Consider the following 17,980-nt stretch of genomic DNA (forward strand, 5'->3'; position numbering starts at 1 on the left):
CTTCTTCTGACTAAACCGATTCACAGAGGAGTTGTATATGTCCAAGTCTGATGTTTTTCATCTCGGCCTCACTAAAAACGATTTACAAGGGGCTACGCTAGCCATCGTTCCTGGCGACCCGGATCGTGTGGAAAAGATCGCCGCGCTAATGGATAAGCCGGTTAAACTGGCATCTCACCGCGAATTCACCACCTGGCGTGCAGAGCTGGATGGTAAACCTGTTATCGTTTGTTCTACCGGTATCGGTGGTCCGTCGACTTCTATTGCCGTTGAAGAACTGGCACAGCTTGGCATTCGCACTTTCCTGCGTATCGGTACGACTGGCGCTATTCAGCCGCATATTAATGTTGGTGATGTACTGGTTACTACGGCGTCTGTTCGTCTGGATGGCGCGAGCCTGCATTTCGCACCGCTGGAATTCCCGGCAGTGGCTGATTTCGAATGTACTACCGCGCTGGTTGAAGCAGCGAAGTCTATTGGTGCAACCACTCACGTGGGTGTGACTGCCTCTTCTGACACTTTCTACCCGGGCCAGGAACGTTACGACACTTATTCTGGCCGTGTAGTCCGTCACTTTAAAGGCTCTATGGAAGAGTGGCAGGCGATGGGCGTAATGAACTATGAGATGGAATCTGCAACTCTGCTGACCATGTGTGCAAGCCAGGGCCTGCGTGCCGGTATGGTAGCTGGCGTTATTGTTAATCGCACCCAGCAAGAGATCCCGAATGCTGAGACGATGAAACAAACCGAAAGCCATGCGGTGAAAATCGTGGTGGAAGCGGCGCGTCGTCTGCTGTAATTCTCTTCTCCTGTCTGAAGGCCGATACGTTCGGCCTTTTGTATTTTTGCGTAGCGCCTCGCAGGAAATGCCTTTCCAACTGGACGTTTGTACAGCACAATTCTATTTTGTGCGGGTAAGTTGTTGCGTCAGGAGGCTTTGTGGATTTCTCAATCATTGTTTATGCCATTATTGCACTGGTCAGTGTGGCCATCGGCTGGCTGTTTGCCAGTTATCAACATGCACAGCAAAAAGCCGAGCAACTAGCCGAACGTGAAGAGATGGTTGCGGAGTTAAGTGCGGCAAAACAACAAATTACCCAAAGTGAGCACTGGCGTGAAGAGTGTGAACTACTCAATAACGAAGTGCGCAGCCTGCAAAGTATTAACACCTCGCTGGAGGCCGATCTGCGTGAAGTGACCACGCGGATGGAAGCCGCACAGCAACATGCTGACGATAAAATTCGCCAGATGATCAACAGCGAACAGCGTTTAAGCGAGCAGTTTGAAAACCTCGCTAACCGTATTTTTGAACACAGCAATCGCCGGGTTGATGAACAAAATCGCCAGAGTCTGAACAGCCTTTTGTCGCCGCTGCGTGAACAACTGGATGGTTTTCGCCGTCAGGTTCAGGACAGTTTTGGTAAAGAAGCACAAGAACGCCATACCCTGACCCACGAAATTCGCAATCTCCAACAACTCAACGCCCAAATGGCCCAGGAAGCAATCAACCTGACACGGGCGCTAAAAGGCGACAATAAAACCCAGGGTAACTGGGGCGAAGTGGTATTAACGCGAGTACTGGAGGCTTCCGGGTTGCGTGAGGGGTATGAATATGAAACCCAGGTCAGCATCGAAAATGACGCCCGCTCGCGGATGCAACCAGATGTCATCGTGCGCTTACCACAGGGGAAAGATGTGGTTATCGACGCCAAAATGACGCTGGTCGCGTATGAACGCTACTTCAATGCGGAAGACGACTACACCCGCGAAAGCGCATTGCAGGAACATATCGCGTCGGTGCGTAACCATATCCGCTTGTTGGGGCGTAAAGATTATCAGCAGCTTCCGGGGCTAAGAACCCTGGATTACGTGCTGATGTTTATCCCCGTCGAACCGGCATTCTTACTGGCGCTGGACAGGCAGCCGGAGCTAATCACCGAAGCGTTGAAAAACAATATTATGCTGGTTAGCCCCACCACGCTGCTGGTGGCGTTGCGTACTATCGCCAACCTGTGGCGTTATGAGCATCAAAGCCGTAACGCCCAGCAAATCGCTGATCGTGCCAGCAAGCTGTACGACAAAATGCGCCTGTTTGTTGATGATATGTCTGCGATTGGTCAAAGTCTGGATAAAGCGCAGGATAACTATCGCCAGGCGATGAAAAAACTTTCTTCAGGTCGCGGAAATGTGCTGGCGCAGGCAGAAGCGTTTCGTGGTTTAGGGGTAGAAATTAAACGCGAGATTAATCCGGATTTGGCCGATCAGGCGGTAAGCCAGGACGAAGAGTACCGATTGCGGTCGGTTCCGGAGCAGCCGAATGGTGAAGCTTATCAACGTGATGATGAATATAATCAGCAATCGCGTTAGCCCATTAGGGGTAGCTAAACCGGGTAGAAATCTAGGGCAACGACGCCCAATCTGTTACACTTCTGGAACAATTTTTTGATGAGCAGGCATTGAGATGGTGGATAAGTCACAAGAAACGACGCACTTTGGTTTTCAGACCGTCGCGAAGGAACAAAAAGCGGACATGGTCGCCCACGTTTTCCATTCCGTGGCATCGAAATACGATGTCATGAACGATTTGATGTCCTTTGGTATTCATCGTTTGTGGAAGCGATTCACGATCGATTGTAGCGGCGTACGCCGTGGGCAGACCGTGCTGGATCTGGCTGGCGGCACTGGCGATCTGACGGCGAAATTCTCCCGCCTGGTCGGTGAAACTGGCAAAGTGGTCCTCGCTGATATCAATGAATCCATGCTCAAAATGGGGCGCGAGAAGCTGCGTAATATCGGCGTGATTGGCAATGTTGAGTATGTTCAGGCAAATGCCGAGGCTCTACCGTTCCCGGATAACACCTTTGATTGCATCACCATTTCGTTTGGTCTGCGTAACGTCACTGACAAAGATAAAGCGCTGCGTTCGATGTATCGCGTGCTGAAACCCGGCGGTCGTCTGCTGGTGCTTGAGTTCTCGAAGCCGATTATCGAGCCGCTAAGCAAAGCTTATGACGCTTACTCCTTCCATGTGTTGCCGCGTATTGGCTCGCTGGTGGCGAATGACGCCGACAGCTACCGTTATCTGGCAGAATCCATCCGTATGCATCCCGATCAGGATACCCTGAAAGCCATGATGCAAGATGCCGGATTCGAAAGTGTCGATTATTACAACCTGACGGCTGGCGTTGTGGCGCTGCACCGTGGTTATAAGTTCTGACAGGAGTACGACTATGCCTTTTAAACCTTTAGTGACGGCAGGAATAGAAAGTCTGCTCAACACCTTCCTGTATCGCTCACCCGCGCTGAAAACTGCCCGCTCGCGTCTGTTGGGCAAAGTATTGCGCATAGAGGTAAAAGGCTTTTCGACCTCGCTGATTTTGGTATTTAGCGAACGTCAGGTCGATGTTCTGGGAGAATGGGCGGGTGATGCTGATTGCACCGTCATTGCTTATGCCAGCGTGTTACCGAAACTCCGCGATCGCCAGCAGCTTGCCGCGTTAATCCGCAGCGGCGAGCTGGAAGTGCAGGGCGATATTCAGGTAGTACAGAACTTCGTTGCGCTGGCAGATCTCGCGGAGTTTGACCCAGCGGAGCTGCTGGCTCCTTATACTGGTGATATCGCTGCCGAAGGCATCAGCAAAGCCCTGCGTGGTGGCGCGAAGTTCCTGCATCACGGTATTAAACGCCAGCAACGTTATGTGGCTGAAGCAATTACCGAAGAGTGGCGTATGGCGCCAGGTCCGCTTGAAGTGGCCTGGTTTGCGGAAGAGACAGCCGCCGTTGAACGTGCCGTTGATGCGCTAACCAAACGGCTGGAAAAACTGGAGGCAGTTTAATGACGCCAGGTGAAGTACGGCGCCTGTATTTCATCATTCGCACTTTTTTAAGCTACGGACTTGATGAACTGATTCCTAAAATGCGTATCACTTTGCCGCTGCGGTTATGGCGATACTCATTGTTCTGGATGCCGAATCGGCATAAAGATAAACCATTAGGCGAGCGGCTACGACTGGCGCTGCAAGAACTGGGTCCTGTATGGATCAAGTTTGGGCAGATGTTATCGACCCGCCGCGATCTTTTCCCGCCGAATATTGCCGACCAACTGGCGTTATTGCAGGACAAAGTCGCACCGTTTGATGGCAAACTGGCGAAAGCACAAATTGAAGCGGCGATGGGCGGCTTGCCGGTGGAAGCGTGGTTTGATGATTTTGACATCACGCCCCTGGCATCGGCTTCCGTTGCGCAGGTACATACTGCGCGGCTGAAATCGAATGGCAAAGAGGTGGTGATTAAAGTTATCCGCCCGGATATTTTGCCGGTTATTAAAGCGGACCTGAAACTTATTTATCGTCTCGCCCGCTGGGTGCCGCGCTTACTGCCGGATGGACGTCGTCTGCGCCCAACTGAAGTGGTTCGCGAGTACGAGAAAACGTTGATCGACGAACTGAATTTGTTGCGGGAGTCCGCTAACGCAATCCAGTTGCGGCGCAATTTTGAAAACAGCCCGATGCTCTACATTCCGGAAGTTTACCCTGACTATTGCAGCGAAGGGATGATGGTGATGGAGCGCATCTACGGCATTCCGGTTTCTGATGTCGCGGCGCTGGAGAAAAACGGCACCAACATGAAATTGCTGGCGGAACGCGGCGTGCAGGTGTTTTTTACTCAGGTCTTCCGTGACAGTTTTTTCCATGCCGACATGCACCCAGGCAACATCTTCGTAAGCTTCGAACACCCGGAAAACCCGAAGTATATCGGTATTGATTGCGGGATTGTTGGCTCGCTAAACAAAGAAGATAAACGCTATCTGGCGGAAAACTTTATCGCCTTCTTTAACCGTGACTATCGCAAAGTGGCGGAGTTGCACGTTGATTCAGGCTGGGTGCCGCCAGATACCAACGTGGAAGATTTTGAATTTGCCATTCGTACCGTGTGCGAGCCTATCTTTGAAAAACCGCTGGCGGAAATTTCGTTTGGACATGTGCTGTTAAATCTGTTTAATACGGCGCGTCGATTCAACATGGAAGTGCAGCCGCAACTGGTGTTACTTCAGAAAACGTTGCTCTATATCGAAGGCGTTGGACGGCAACTTTATCCACAGCTCGATTTATGGAAAACTGCAAAACCCTTCCTTGAATCGTGGATTAAAGATCAGGTTGGTATTCCTGCGCTGGTGAGAGCCTTTAAGGAAAAAGCGCCGTTCTGGATCGAAAAAATGCCAGAACTGCCTGAATTGGTTTATGACAGTTTGCGCCAGGGCAAGTATTTACAGCACAGTGTTGATAAGATTGCGCGCGAGTTACAGTCGAATCATGTGCGTCAGGGACAATCCCGTTATTTTCTCGGAATTGGTGCGACATTAGTATTAAGTGGCACATTCTTGTTGGTCAGCCGACCTGAATTTGGGTTGATGCCCGCCTGGTTAATGGCGGGGGGGCTGAGCGCCTGGTTTGTCGGTTGGCGCAAAACACGCTGATTTTTTCATCGCTCAAGGCGGGCCGTGTAACGTATAATGCGGCCTTGTTTAATCATCATCTACCACAGAGGAACATGTATGGGTGGTATCAGTATTTGGCAGTTATTGATTATTGCCGTCATCGTTGTACTGCTTTTTGGCACCAAAAAGCTCGGCTCCATCGGTTCCGATCTTGGTGCGTCGATCAAAGGCTTTAAAAAAGCAATGAGCGATGATGAACCAAAGCAGGATAAAACCAGTCAGGATGCTGATTTTACTGCGAAAACTATCGTCGATAAGCAGGCGGATACGAACCAGGAACAGGCTAAAACAGAAGACGCGAAGCGCCACGATAAAGAGCAGGTGTAATCCGTGTTTGATATCGGTTTTAGCGAACTGCTATTGGTATTCATCATCGGCCTCGTCGTTCTGGGGCCGCAACGACTGCCTGTGGCGGTAAAAACGGTAGCGGGCTGGATTCGTGCGTTGCGTTCACTGGCGACAACGGTGCAGAACGAACTGACCCAGGAGTTAAAACTCCAGGAGTTTCAGGACAGCCTGAAAAAGGTTGAAAAGGCGAGTCTCACTAACCTGACGCCCGAACTGAAAGCGTCGATGGATGAACTGCGCCAGGCCGCGGAGTCGATGAAACGTTCCTACGTCGCAAACGATCCTGAAAAGGTGAGTGATGAAGCGCACACCATCCATAACCCGGTGGTGAAAGACAATGAGGCTGCGCATGAAGGCGTCACGCCTGCCGCTGCGGAAACTCAGGCCAGCTCGCCGGAACAGAAGCCAGAAGCCACGCCGGAGCCGGTGGTAAAACCTGCTGCGGATGCTGAACCGAAAACCGCTGCATCTTCCCCTTCATCGAGTGATAAACCGTAAACATGTCTGTAGAAGATACTCAACCGCTTATCACGCATCTGATTGAGCTGCGTAAGCGTCTGCTGAACTGCATTATCGCGGTGATCGTGATATTTCTGTGCCTGGTCTATTTCGCCAATGATATCTATCACCTGGTATCCGCGCCGTTGATCAAGCAGTTGCCGCAAGGTTCAACGATGATCGCCACCGACGTGGCCTCGCCGTTCTTTACGCCGATCAAGTTGACCTTTATGGTGTCGCTGATTCTGTCAGCGCCGGTGATTCTCTATCAGGTGTGGGCGTTTATCGCTCCCGCGCTGTATAAGCACGAACGTCGTCTGGTGGTGCCGTTGCTGGTTTCCAGCTCTCTGCTGTTTTATATCGGTATGGCGTTTGCCTATTTTGTGGTCTTCCCGCTGGCATTTGGCTTCCTTGCCAATACCGCGCCAGAAGGGGTACAGGTGTCCACCGACATCGCCAGCTACTTAAGCTTCGTTATGGCGTTGTTTATGGCGTTTGGCGTCTCCTTCGAAGTACCGGTGGCAATTGTGCTGCTGTGCTGGATGGGGATTACCTCTCCAGAAGACTTACGCAAAAAACGCCCGTATGTGCTGGTTGGCGCATTTGTTGTCGGGATGCTACTGACGCCGCCGGATGTCTTCTCGCAAACGCTGCTGGCGATCCCGATGTACTGCCTGTTTGAAATCGGTGTCTTCTTCTCACGCTTTTACGTTGGTAAAGGCCGAAACCGGGAAGAAGAAAACGACGCTGAAGCAGAAAGCGAAAAAACTGAAGAATAAATTCAACCGCCCGTCAGGGCGGTTGTCATATGGAGAGCAGGATGTTTGATATCGGCGTTAATTTGACCAGTTCGCAATTTGCGAAAGACCGCGATGATGTTGTGGCACGCGCTTTTGCTGCGGGTGTTGATGGGCTACTCATCACCGGCACTAACCTGCACGAAAGCCAACAGGCGCAAAAACTGGCGCGTCAGTATCTGCACTGTTGGTCAACGGCAGGCGTGCATCCTCACGACAGCAGCCAGTGGCAAGATGCAACAGAAGAAGTGCTTGTGGAGCTGGCCTCGCAGCCAGAAGTGGTGGCGATGGGTGAGTGTGGCCTCGACTTTAACCGCAACTTTTCTACGCCAGAAGAACAGGAACGTGCCTTTGTTGCCCAGTTGCGTATTGCCGCAGAATTAAACATGCCGGTGTTTATGCACTGTCGCGATGCCCATGAGCGGTTTATTACATTGCTGGAGCCGTGGCTGGATAAACTACCTGGCGCGGTGTTGCACTGTTTTACTGGCACACGCGAAGAGATGCAGGCATGTGTGGCGCGAGGCATTTATATTGGCATTACTGGTTGGGTTTGCGATGAACGACGCGGACTGGAACTGCGAGAACTGTTGCCGTTGATTCCGGCAGATAAACTACTGATTGAAACTGATGCACCGTATTTGCTCCCGCGCGATCTCACGCCGAAGCCATCCTCCCGGCGCAACGAGCCAGCCTGTTTGCCCCATATTTTGCAACGTATTGCGCACTGGCGTGGGGAAGATGCCGCATGGCTGGCTGCCACCACGGATGCCAATGTCAAAAAGTTATTTGGGATTGCGTTCTAGAGTTTGCGGAACTCGGTGTTCTTCACACTGTGCTTAATCTCTTTATTGATAAGATTAAGCAAGAGCATAGAGCGTGCCTCACCGTCGGGTTCGGTGAAAATGGCCTGAAAACCTTCGAAAGCACCTTCGGTAATAATCACCTTATCACCTGGATATGGCGTTGCCGGATCGACAATGTCTTTCGGTTTATACACCGATAACTGATGAATCACCGCCGATGGGACTATCGCTGGCGATGCGCCAAAACGGACAAAGTGGCTGACACCCCGAGTGGCGTTGATGGTGGTGGTATGAATCACTTCTGGATCAAATTCCACAAACAGGTAGTTGGGGAACAATGGCTCACTGACTGCAGTACGTTTGCCTCGTACGATTTTTTCCAGGGTGATCATCGGCGCCAGGCAATTAACCGCCTGTCTTTCGAGGTGTTCCTGGGCACGTTGGAGTTGCCCGCGCTTGCAGTACAGTAAATACCAGGATTGCATAATGACTCTTATCCGTTTAATCGGGGCGCAAGAATAGCAAAAGCGATGCGTTAAGTTAATTATATTCCCGGGTTTGCGTTATACCGCCTGAGTTCACGCTAATTTAACAAATTTACAGCATCGTAAAGATGAACGCCGTATAATGTGCGCAGATTAAGAGGCTACAATGGACGCCATGAAATATAACGATTTACGCGACTTCCTGACCTTGCTTGAACAGCAGGGTGAGCTAAAACGTATCACGCTCCCGGTGGATCCGCATCTGGAAATGACTGAAATAGCCGACCGCACATTGCGTGCCGGTGGACCTGCGCTGTTGTTTGAAAATCCTAAAGGTTATTCAATGCCGGTGCTGTGCAACCTGTTTGGTACGCCGAAACGTGTCGCTATGGGTATGGGGCAAGAGGATGTTTCGGCGTTGCGAGAAGTCGGTAAATTATTAGCGTTTCTGAAAGAACCGGAGCCGCCAAAAGGCTTTCGCGATCTGTTTGATAAGCTGCCGCAGTTTAAGCAGGTGTTGAACATGCCGACGAAACGGTTACGTGGTGCGCCCTGTCAGCAAAAAATTGTTTCTGGTGATGATGTCGATCTCAACCGCATTCCCATTATGACCTGCTGGCCGGAAGATGCTGCTCCGTTGATTACCTGGGGGTTGACGGTGACGCGGGGGCCGCACAAAGAGCGGCAAAATCTTGGCATTTATCGCCAGCAGTTGATTGGTAAAAACAAGCTGATTATGCGCTGGCTGTCGCACCGCGGCGGTGCGCTGGATTATCAGGAGTGGTGCGCGGCGCATCCGGGTGAACGTTTTCCGATCTCTGTTGCTCTGGGGGCTGATCCTGCGACGATTCTCGGCGCGGTGACGCCAGTGCCGGATACGTTGTCGGAATACGCCTTTGCCGGATTGTTACGTGGCACCAAAACCGAAGTGGTGAAGTGCATTTCTAATGACCTCGAAGTACCTGCCAGTGCAGAAATCGTGCTGGAAGGGTATATCGACCCGGGTGAGATGGCTGCAGAAGGCCCATATGGTGACCACACGGGTTACTATAATGAAGTTGATAGCTTCCCTGTCTTTACCGTAACGCACATTACCCAGCGTGAAGATGCGATTTACCACTCCACCTATACCGGTCGTCCGCCAGATGAACCTGCGGTGTTGGGCGTGGCGCTGAACGAAGTGTTCGTGCCGATTCTGCAAAAACAGTTCCCGGAAATTGTTGATTTTTATCTGCCGCCGGAGGGCTGCTCTTATCGACTGGCTGTAGTGACGATCAAAAAACAGTACGCTGGACACGCAAAGCGCGTCATGATGGGCGTCTGGTCGTTCTTACGTCAGTTTATGTACACTAAATTTGTGATCGTCTGCGATGATGATGTCAACGCACGCGACTGGAACGATGTGATTTGGGCGATTACTACCCGCATGGACCCGGCGCGGGATACGGTGCTGGTTGAAAATACGCCTATTGATTATCTGGACTTTGCCTCGCCTGTTTCCGGGCTGGGTTCAAAAATGGGGCTGGATGCCACGAATAAATGGCCAGGGGAAACCCAGCGTGAGTGGGGGCGTCCTATCAAAAAAGATCCGGATGTTGTTGCGCATATTGACGCAATCTGGGATGAACTGGCCATCTTTAACAACGGTAAAAGCGCCTGATGCGCGTTTGTTTTGCCCTATTTATTGATCCGACAGAGAAAGCGCATGACAACCTTAAGCTGTAAAGTGACCTCGGTAGAAGCTATCACGGATACCGTATACCGTGTTCGAATCGTGCCAGATGCGGCCTTTTCATTCCGTGCAGGTCAGTATTTGATGGTAGTGATGGACGAGCGCGATAAACGCCCATTTTCAATGGCCTCAACGCCTGATGAAAAAGGATTTATCGAGTTGCATATCGGTGCTTCTGAAATCAATCTTTACGCGAAAGCTGTCATGGACCGCATCCTTAAAGATCATCAAATCGTAGTCGATATCCCCCACGGTGAAGCCTGGCTGCGCGATGATGAAGAGCGTCCAATGATTCTTATTGCCGGCGGCACGGGCTTCTCTTATGCCCGTTCTATTTTGCTGACGGCGCTGGCGCGTAATCCCAATCGTAATATCACTATTTACTGGGGCGGGCGTGAGCAGCAACATCTGTACGATCTTTCTGAGCTTGAGGCGCTTTCGCTTAAGCATCCTGGTTTACAAGTGGTGCCGGTGGTTGAACAGCCGGAAGCGGGTTGGCGAGGGCGTACCGGTACGGTATTAACGGCGGTGTTGCAGGATCACGGTACGTTAGCAGAGCATGATATCTATATCGCTGGACGTTTTGAGATGGCGAAAATCGCCCGAGACCTGTTCTGCAATGAGCGTAATGCGCGGGAAGATCGCCTGTTTGGCGATGCGTTTGCGTTTATCTAAGGGTTAAAAAACCCGCCCCTGACAGGCGGGAAAAACGGCAACTAAAGCTTTATTCAGTGGCATTACTCTATGTCGCGTCTTATCCGGCCTACAAAGAGTCCTGAACCGTAGGCCGGATAAGGCGTTCACGCCGCATCCGGCAAGTGTTTAAACCCGCTCAAACACCGTCGCAATGCCCTGGCCCAGACCGATACACATCGTCGCCAGACCAAACTGGGCATCTTTGCGTTCCATCAGATTCAGCAGCGTGGTGCTGATACGCGCACCGGAACAGCCCAGCGGATGACCCAGTGCGATCGCGCCACCGTTGAGGTTGATCTTCTCGTCAATCTGCTCCATCAGCCCCAGATCTTTAATACACGGCAGGATCTGCGCGGCAAAGGCTTCATTCATTTCAAACACGCCGATATCGCTGGCAGAAAGCCCCGCTTTTTTCAGCGCCAGCTTCGAGGCCGGAACCGGGCCGTAACCCATAATCGACGGGTCACAACCGACAACCGCCATCGAACGCACGCGGGCGCGTGGCTTAAGACCTAATTCACGGGCGCGGCTTTCACTCATCACCAGCATGGCTGCAGCACCATCGGAAAGCGCAGAAGACGTGCCCGCCGTTACCGTACCGCTGACCGGATCGAACGCCGGACGTAGCGTGGCGAGGGCTTCCACGGTGGTTTCCGGGCGAATCACTTCGTCGTAATTAAACTGCTTCAGTACACCGTCGGCATCGTGACCACCTGTCGGGATGATTTCATTTTTAAATGCGCCCGACTGCGTGGCGGCCCAGGCACGAGCGTGTGACCGTGCGGCAAAGGCATCCTGCATTTCACGGCTGATACCGTGCATACGCGCCAGCATTTCTGCCGTTAAGCCCATCAGGCCCGCCGCTTTGGCAACATTGCGGCTAAGACCTGGGTGAAAATCGACACCGTGGCTCATTGGTACATGACCCATATGTTCCACACCGCCGACCAGACATGCCTGCGCATCGCCAGTCATGATCATTCGTGCCGCGTCGTGCAATGCCTGCATGGATGAACCACACAAGCGATTGACGGTAACCGCCGGGACGGAATGCGGCACTTCTGCCAACAGCGCCGCGTTACGGGCGATGTTGAAACCCTGCTCCAGCGTTTGCTGCACACAACCCCAGTAAATATCGTCGAGAGCCGCTGCTTCCAGCGCCGGATTACGCGCCAGTAGACTACGCATTAAATGAGCGGAGAGGTCTTCCGCGCGCACGTGACGAAAAGCACCGCCCTTCGAACGGCCCATCGGGGTGCGAATTGCATCGACAATGACAACCTGTTCCATTGTGACTCCTTAAGCCGTTTTCAGGTCGCCAACCGGACGGGCTGGCTCAACCGGGGGATAGTATGGTTCGTTATGGCGCGCTTTATTACGCAGACCCTCCGGCACTTCATACAGTGGGCCGAGGTGCTGATATTGCTGCGCCATATCGAGATATTTCGCGCTGCCGAGGGTGTCCAGCCAGCGGAACGCGCCGCCGTGGAACGGAGGGAAGCCCAGGCCGTAGACCAGCGCCATATCCGCTTCTGCCGGAGTGGCGATAATGCCTTCTTCCAGGCAGCGCACCACTTCGTTGACCATCGGGATCATCATGCGGGCGATAATCTCTTCCTCGCTGAAATCACGCTTCGGCTGGCTGACTTCTGCCAGCAGGCCGTCAACGGCGGAATCTTCTTCTTTCTTCGGCTTGCCTTTGCTGTCTTCTTTATAGCGCCAGAAACCGAGACAATTCTTCTGACCAAAGCGGTTGGCATCAAACAATGAATCGATGGCGTCGCGATAATCTTTTTGCATCCGCTGCGGGAAGCCCGCTGCCATCACTGCCTGGGCGTGATGCGCGGTATCAATCCCCACGACATCCAGCAGGTATGCCGGACCCATCGGCCAGCCAAACTGTTTTTCCATCACCTTGTCGATCTTGCGGAAATCCGCGCCGTCACGTAGTAACTGGCTGAAACCAGCGAAGTACGGGAACAGCACGCGGTTAACGAAGAAGCCCGGGCAGTCGTTAACTACGATCGGCGTCTTGCCCATCTTGCTTGCCCAGGCGACAACTTTTGCGATGGTTTCGTCGGAGCTTTTCTCACCGCGAATAATTTCTACCAACGGCATCCGGTGCACCGGGTTAAAGAAGTGCATCCCGCAGAAATTTTCCGGGCGTTCCAGCGCGTTGGCCAGTTCGCTGATAGGAATGGTTGAAGTGTTAGAAGCCAGCACGGTATCCGGACGTACTTTCTGCTCAGTTTCTGCCAGCACGGCTTTTTTCACTTTCGGGTTTTCAACAACCGCTTCTACCACAATATCCACGCGGTCAAACCCGGCGTAGTCGAGCGTTGGGTGAATCGTGGAGATCACGCCAGCCAGTTTCAGACCATCGATCTTGCCGCGCTCAAGCTGCTTGTTCAGCAGTTTCGCGGCTTCGGTCATGCCGAGGGTTAACGACTTGTCGTTGATATCTTTCATGACAACCGGCACGCCTTTCCACGCGGACTGGTAAGCAATGCCGCCCCCCATAATGCCCGCGCCCAGTACAGCGGCCTGTTTCGGTGTTTCAACGTCTTGGGTAAGTTTTTTCGCTTTGCCTTTTACATATTGATCGTTAAGGAAAATGCCGACCAGTGCGCGGGCTTCGTTGGTGTGCGCCAGCGGAACAAAGCTTTTGTTTTCCAGGTTTAAGGCTTCTTCACGACCAAAACGGGCGGCGGCTTCAATGGTTTTTACTGCGGTGATGGGGGCCGGGTAATGTTTCCCCGCTGTTTGTGCGACCATCCCTTTAGCGATGGTGAAGCTCATGGTGGCTTCAATCTTGCTAAGTTTCAGCGGTTCCAGCTTCGGCTGACGTTTCGCTTTCCAGTCGAGGTCGCCGTTAATGGCCTGGCGTAAAATTGCCATCGCGCCTTCAAGTAGTTTTTCTGCTTTGACTACGCCATCAACCAGACCGATTTTCAGCGCCTGTTCGGCCCCGACATCTTTACCGGCGGCAATGATTTCCAGCGCACTGTCAGCGCCCAGCATTCGTGGCATACGCACGGAGCCGCCAAAGCCCGGCATGATGCCAAGTTTGGTTTCCGGCAACCCGATACGCAGATCCGGCGTCGCCAGACGATAATCGGTCGCCAGCACGCATTCGCAGCCACCGCCCAGCGCGTAGCCGTTGACCGCGGCAATGGTCGGCACCGGCAGATCTTCCAGTCGATTAAACACGCTATTGGCAAAATGCAGCCACTGGCTTAATTGTTCTTCCGGAACGAGAAACAGCGATAAAAATTCGGTGATATCAGCACCGACAATAAAGGCTGCTTTGTTCGAACGCAGCAGCAGCCCTTTTAAATCTGATTGTTGTTCCAGCACGCCGATGGCCTCACCGAGGCTGGCGACGGTTGCAGTGTCGAGTTTATTAACTGAGCCTGGGGCATCGAACACCAGTTCGGCAATGCCATCTTCCAGCCAGTCAAGGTACAGGGTGTCGCCTTTGTAAAGCATGTCAGTCTCCTGAATCCGCAAGGTGATCTGGTCGTACCAGATGGCTTGAAGTGTGTGTTTTATGTTAAAAATATGCAAATAAAAGATTAAAGAAATGCCGTTCTGATCACGCTCGGCAGAAATCACGCTCTGTATGAACGTTGTGCTAAGATGCGGAGACTTAAGGTCAAAAAACAGAAGGGTAAAAAATGGAATCACTGGCCTCGCTTTATAAAAATCATATAGCTACCTTGCAAGAACGGACTCGCGATGCGCTGGCGCGCTTCAAGCTGGATGCATTACTTATTCACTCTGGCGAGCTGTTCAACGTTTTTCTCGACGATCATCCCTATCCGTTTAAAGTGAACCCGCAATTCAAAGCATGGGTGCCGGTAACTCAGGTGCCAAACTGCTGGTTGCTGGTGGATGGCGTGAACAAACCGAAACTGTGGTTTTATCTGCCGGTTGATTACTGGCACAACGTCGAACCGCTGCCGACCTCCTTCTGGACTGAAGATGTGGAAGTGATCGCGCTGCCGAAAGCTGATGGTATTGGTAGCCAACTGCCTGCCGCGCGCGGCAATATCGGTTATATTGGTCCGGTGCCGGAACGTGCGCTGCAACTGGGCATTGAGGCCAGCAACATCAACCCGAAAGGGGTCATTGACTACCTGCATTACTACCGTTCTTTCAAAACCGAGTACGAACTGACCTGTATGCGTGAAGCGCAGAAAATGGCGGTCAATGGTCATCGCGCGGCAGAAGAAGCCTTCCGTTCCGGTATGAGCGAGTTCGATATCAACATCGCCTACCTGACCGCGACCGGCCATCGTGATACCGACGTACCTTACAGCAACATTGTGGCGCTTAACGAACATGCTGCGGTGTTGCATTACACCAAACTGGATCATCAGGCGCCGGAAGAGATGCGCAGCTTCCTGCTGGACGCCGGGGCCGAATATAACGGCTATGCGGCTGACCTGACTCGTACCTGGTCGGCAAAAAGCGACAATGACTATGCGCAACTGGTGAAAGACGTTAATGATGAACAACTGGCGCTGATCGCCACCATGAAGGCGGGTGTCAGCTATGTGGATTACCACATCCAGTTCCATCAGCGCATCGCTAAACTGTTGCGTAAACACCAAATCATCACTGATATGAGTGAAGAAGCGATGGTCGAAAACGATCTTACCGGGCCGTTTATGCCGCACGGTATCGGGCATCCGCTTGGCCTGCAGGTGCATGACGTAGCCGGTTTTATGCAGGATGATAGTGGTACGTATCTCGCGGCACCGGCAAAATATCCGTACCTGCGCTGCACTCGTATTCTCCAGCCGGGGATGGTGTTAACCATCGAACCGGGTATCTACTTCATCGAATCGCTGCTGGCTCCGTGGCGTGAAGGGCAGTTCAGCAAACACTTCAACTGGCAGAAAATTGAAGCACTGAAACCGTTCGGCGGCATTCGTATCGAAGACAACGTGGTGATCCACGAAAATAACGTGGAAAACATGACCCGGGATTTGAAGCTGGCGTGATGGAAAGCTGGTTAATTCCTGCGGCACCGGTCACGGTCGTTGAAGAGATCAAAAAAAGCCGCTTCATTACGCTGTTGGCACATACCGATGGCGTCGAGGCGGCGAAAGCGTTTGTTGAATCAGTACGGGCAGAACACCCCGATGCTCGCCACCATTGCGTGGCGTGGGTGGCGGGGGCGCCTGACGATTCACAACAACTGGGCTTCTCCGATGACGGTGAACCGGCGGGAACGGCAGGTAAACCGATGCTCGCCCAACTGATGGGCAGCGGCGTCGGGGAAATTACCGCCGTGGTGGTGCGCTACTACGGCGGCATATTGCTGGGCACCGGTGGGTTAGTGAAAGCTTATGGCGGCGGAGTGAATCAGGCACTGCGCCAGCTAACGACCCAACGCAAGACGCCATTAACCGAATATACTTTGCAATGTGAATATAGTCAGTTAACCGGTATTGAAGCGTTGCTGGGGCAGTGTGACGGCAAAGTTATTACCAGCGATTATCAGGCATTCGTTCTGCTGCGGGTGGCGCTTCCGGCGGCGAAAGTGGCTGAATTTTCCGCAAAGCTGGCGGATTTTAGCCGTGGTTCATTGCAATTGTTAGCGATTGAAGAATAATCCCCACTTCATTTTGCAGAACTAAGGAAGCGGCAGAGATGCATTTTCGCGCCATAACCCGAATCGTTGGACTACTGGTCATCTTATTTTCAGGGACCATGATTATCCCAGGGCTGGTAGCGCTCATCTACCGGGATGGGGCGGGCCGCGCATTTACCCAGACCTTTTTTGTCGCCCTCGCGATTGGCTCCATGCTGTGGTGGCCGAACCGTAAAGAGAAGGGCGAGCTGAAATCCCGCGAAGGGTTTCTGATTGTGGTGCTGTTCTGGACCGTGCTGGGTAGTGTCGGTGCGCTCCCTTTTATCTTCTCGGAAAGCCCGAACCTCACCATTACAGATGCGTTTTTTGAATCCTTCTCTGGTCTGACCACCACAGGCGCAACGACGCTGGTGGGGTTGGACTCACTCCCTCATGCCATCCTCTTTTATCGCCAGATGCTGCAATGGTTTGGCGGGATGGGGATCATCGTGTTAGCAGTCGCGATACTGCCTATTCTCGGTGTAGGTGGAATGCAGCTCTATCGCGCGGAAATGCCCGGCCCGCTGAAAGATAACAAAATGCGCCCGCGTATTGCGGAAACGGCAAAAACTTTGTGGTTGATTTATGTTCTGTTGACCGTCGCCTGTGCGCTGGCGCTGTGGTTTGCTGGAATGGATGCCTTTGATGCCATCGGTCATAGCTTTGCGACAATCGCTATTGGTGGTTTCTCGACACATGATGCTAGTGTTGGCTATTTCGATAGCCCGACCATTAACACTATTATTGCTATTTTCTTGCTGATCTCCGGCTGTAACTACGGTCTGCACTTCTCGCTGTTAAGTGGGCGTAGTCTGAAGGTTTACTGGCGCGATCCGGAATTTCGCATGTTTATCGGCGTACAGTTTACGCTGGTGGTTATTTGTACACTCGTACTGTGGTTTCATAATGTCTACAGTTCGGCGCTGATGACGATTAACCAGGCATTTTTCCAGGTAGTGTCGATGGCGACGACCGCCGGGTTTACGACCGACAGCATTGCCCGCTGGCCGCTCTTTTTGCCGGTACTACTGTTGTGCTCTGCATTTATCGGTGGTTGCGCCGGGTCAACGGGCGGTGGCCTGAAAGTGATCCGCATTCTGCTGTTGTTCAAACAGGGGAACCGTGAGCTGAAACGTCTGGTGCATCCGAATGCTGTTTATAGCATTAAGCTAGGGAACCGCGCATTGCCGGAACGCATCCTTGAAGCCGTGTGGGGATTCTTCTCTGCTTATGCGTTAGTTTTTATTGTCAGTATGCTGGCGATTATCGCCACTGGAGTGGATGACTTTTCTGCCTTTGCGTCGGTTGTTGCGACATTGAATAACCTGGGGCCAGGGCTTGGTGTGGTTGCTGATAACTTTACCAGCATGAATCCGGTGGCTAAATGGATCCTGATTGCCAATATGCTATTTGGTCGTCTCGAGGTCTTTACATTGCTGGTGCTCTTTACCCCGACTTTCTGGCGTGAATGATGGAGTAA

At 52.4% G+C, this 17,980-nt stretch carries 17 protein-coding genes; 14 read left to right on the forward strand and 3 right to left on the reverse strand.

Going from position 1 to position 17,980, the window contains the following annotated elements; translation table 11 throughout:
* Positions 1–37: 37 nt before the first annotated feature.
* The 9 genes from udp (at position 38) to tatD (ending at position 7,946) form a co-directional block, all read left to right on the forward strand.
* Complete coding sequence (gene udp / locus ESM_RS0108180; RefSeq protein ID WP_000045177.1) at positions 38–799, forward strand: uridine phosphorylase; 762 nt, start codon at positions 38–40, stop codon at positions 797–799.
* A gap of 140 nt (positions 800–939) precedes the next feature.
* Positions 940–2,367, forward strand: coding sequence for a DNA recombination protein RmuC (gene rmuC, locus ESM_RS0108185; RefSeq protein ID WP_000347690.1), 1,428 nt, complete (start codon positions 940–942; stop codon positions 2,365–2,367).
* 94 nt (positions 2,368–2,461) lie between these two features.
* Positions 2,462–3,217 (forward strand): bifunctional demethylmenaquinone methyltransferase/2-methoxy-6-polyprenyl-1,4-benzoquinol methylase UbiE, encoded by a 756-nt coding sequence (gene ubiE, locus ESM_RS0108190; protein WP_000227958.1) that lies wholly within the window; start codon positions 2,462–2,464, stop codon positions 3,215–3,217.
* A 13-nt stretch (positions 3,218–3,230) separates the two neighbouring features.
* Positions 3,231–3,836, forward strand: coding sequence for a ubiquinone biosynthesis protein UbiJ (ubiJ, locus tag ESM_RS0108195; RefSeq protein WP_001116105.1), 606 nt, complete (start codon positions 3,231–3,233; stop codon positions 3,834–3,836).
* Entirely contained in the window at positions 3,836–5,476 is a 1,641-nt protein-coding gene (gene ubiB, locus ESM_RS0108200; protein ID WP_000187550.1) for a ubiquinone biosynthesis regulatory protein kinase UbiB, read from the forward strand. The genes ubiJ and ubiB overlap by 1 nt, the downstream gene beginning before the upstream one ends.
* 78 nt (positions 5,477–5,554) lie before the next feature.
* Entirely contained in the window at positions 5,555–5,824 is a 270-nt protein-coding gene (gene tatA, locus ESM_RS0108205) for a Sec-independent protein translocase subunit TatA (protein WP_001517367.1), read from the forward strand.
* A 3-nt stretch (positions 5,825–5,827) separates the two neighbouring features.
* A complete protein-coding gene (tatB, locus tag ESM_RS0108210) occupies positions 5,828–6,343 on the forward strand; it encodes a Sec-independent protein translocase protein TatB (RefSeq protein WP_000459603.1) in 516 nt (171 codons plus the stop codon).
* A gap of 2 nt (positions 6,344–6,345) precedes the next feature.
* Positions 6,346–7,122 (forward strand): Sec-independent protein translocase subunit TatC, encoded by a 777-nt coding sequence (tatC, locus tag ESM_RS0108215; protein ID WP_000109943.1) that lies wholly within the window; start codon positions 6,346–6,348, stop codon positions 7,120–7,122.
* Positions 7,123–7,163: 41 nt separating this feature from the next.
* Positions 7,164–7,946, forward strand: coding sequence for a 3'-5' ssDNA/RNA exonuclease TatD (gene tatD, locus ESM_RS0108220; protein ID WP_010377432.1), 783 nt, complete (start codon positions 7,164–7,166; stop codon positions 7,944–7,946).
* On the opposite strand, the gene rfaH is transcribed toward tatD, so the two are convergent.
* Positions 7,943–8,431 (reverse strand): transcription/translation regulatory transformer protein RfaH, encoded by a 489-nt coding sequence (gene rfaH, locus ESM_RS0108225; RefSeq protein ID WP_001192396.1) that lies wholly within the window; start codon positions 8,429–8,431, stop codon positions 7,943–7,945. The two genes, tatD and rfaH, sit on opposite strands and share 4 nt — an antisense overlap.
* A gap of 166 nt (positions 8,432–8,597) precedes the next feature.
* Between rfaH and ubiD the strand changes: the two genes are divergently transcribed.
* A complete protein-coding gene (gene ubiD / locus ESM_RS0108230) occupies positions 8,598–10,091 on the forward strand; it encodes a 4-hydroxy-3-polyprenylbenzoate decarboxylase (protein ID WP_000339824.1) in 1,494 nt (497 codons plus the stop codon).
* Positions 10,092–10,136: 45 nt separating this feature from the next.
* Complete coding sequence (fre, locus tag ESM_RS0108235) at positions 10,137–10,838, forward strand: NAD(P)H-flavin reductase (RefSeq protein ID WP_001517365.1); 702 nt, start codon at positions 10,137–10,139, stop codon at positions 10,836–10,838.
* 147 nt (positions 10,839–10,985) lie between these two features.
* Here the strand turns inward: fre and fadA are convergent, their stop codons facing one another.
* Positions 10,986–12,149, reverse strand: a complete 1,164-nt coding sequence (fadA, locus tag ESM_RS0108240) for an acetyl-CoA C-acyltransferase FadA (protein WP_000438693.1) — start codon at positions 12,147–12,149, stop codon at positions 10,986–10,988.
* Positions 12,150–12,158: 9 nt separating this feature from the next.
* On the reverse strand, positions 12,159–14,348 hold the full coding sequence (fadB, locus tag ESM_RS0108245; protein WP_000965974.1) for a fatty acid oxidation complex subunit alpha FadB: 2,190 nt from the start codon (positions 14,346–14,348) through the stop codon (positions 12,159–12,161).
* Between the two features lie 188 nt (positions 14,349–14,536).
* Here fadB and pepQ point away from each other — a divergent pair, with 188 nt between their 5' ends.
* From pepQ to trkH, 3 genes are read left to right on the forward strand one after another with little or no spacing between them, the layout of a single operon-like run.
* Entirely contained in the window at positions 14,537–15,868 is a 1,332-nt protein-coding gene (gene pepQ, locus ESM_RS0108250; protein ID WP_000444576.1) for a Xaa-Pro dipeptidase, read from the forward strand.
* On the forward strand, positions 15,868–16,482 hold the full coding sequence (locus tag ESM_RS0108255) for an IMPACT family protein (RefSeq protein ID WP_001517360.1): 615 nt from the start codon (positions 15,868–15,870) through the stop codon (positions 16,480–16,482). The genes pepQ and ESM_RS0108255 overlap by 1 nt, the downstream gene beginning before the upstream one ends.
* Positions 16,483–16,520: 38 nt before the next feature.
* Entirely contained in the window at positions 16,521–17,972 is a 1,452-nt protein-coding gene (trkH, locus tag ESM_RS0108260; RefSeq protein ID WP_000545680.1) for a Trk system potassium transporter TrkH, read from the forward strand.
* The last annotated feature ends 8 nt before the right edge of the window (positions 17,973–17,980 follow it).

This window comes from Escherichia sp. TW09308, assembly GCF_000208565.1.
GTDB classification, from domain to species: domain Bacteria; phylum Pseudomonadota; class Gammaproteobacteria; order Enterobacterales; family Enterobacteriaceae; genus Escherichia; species Escherichia marmotae.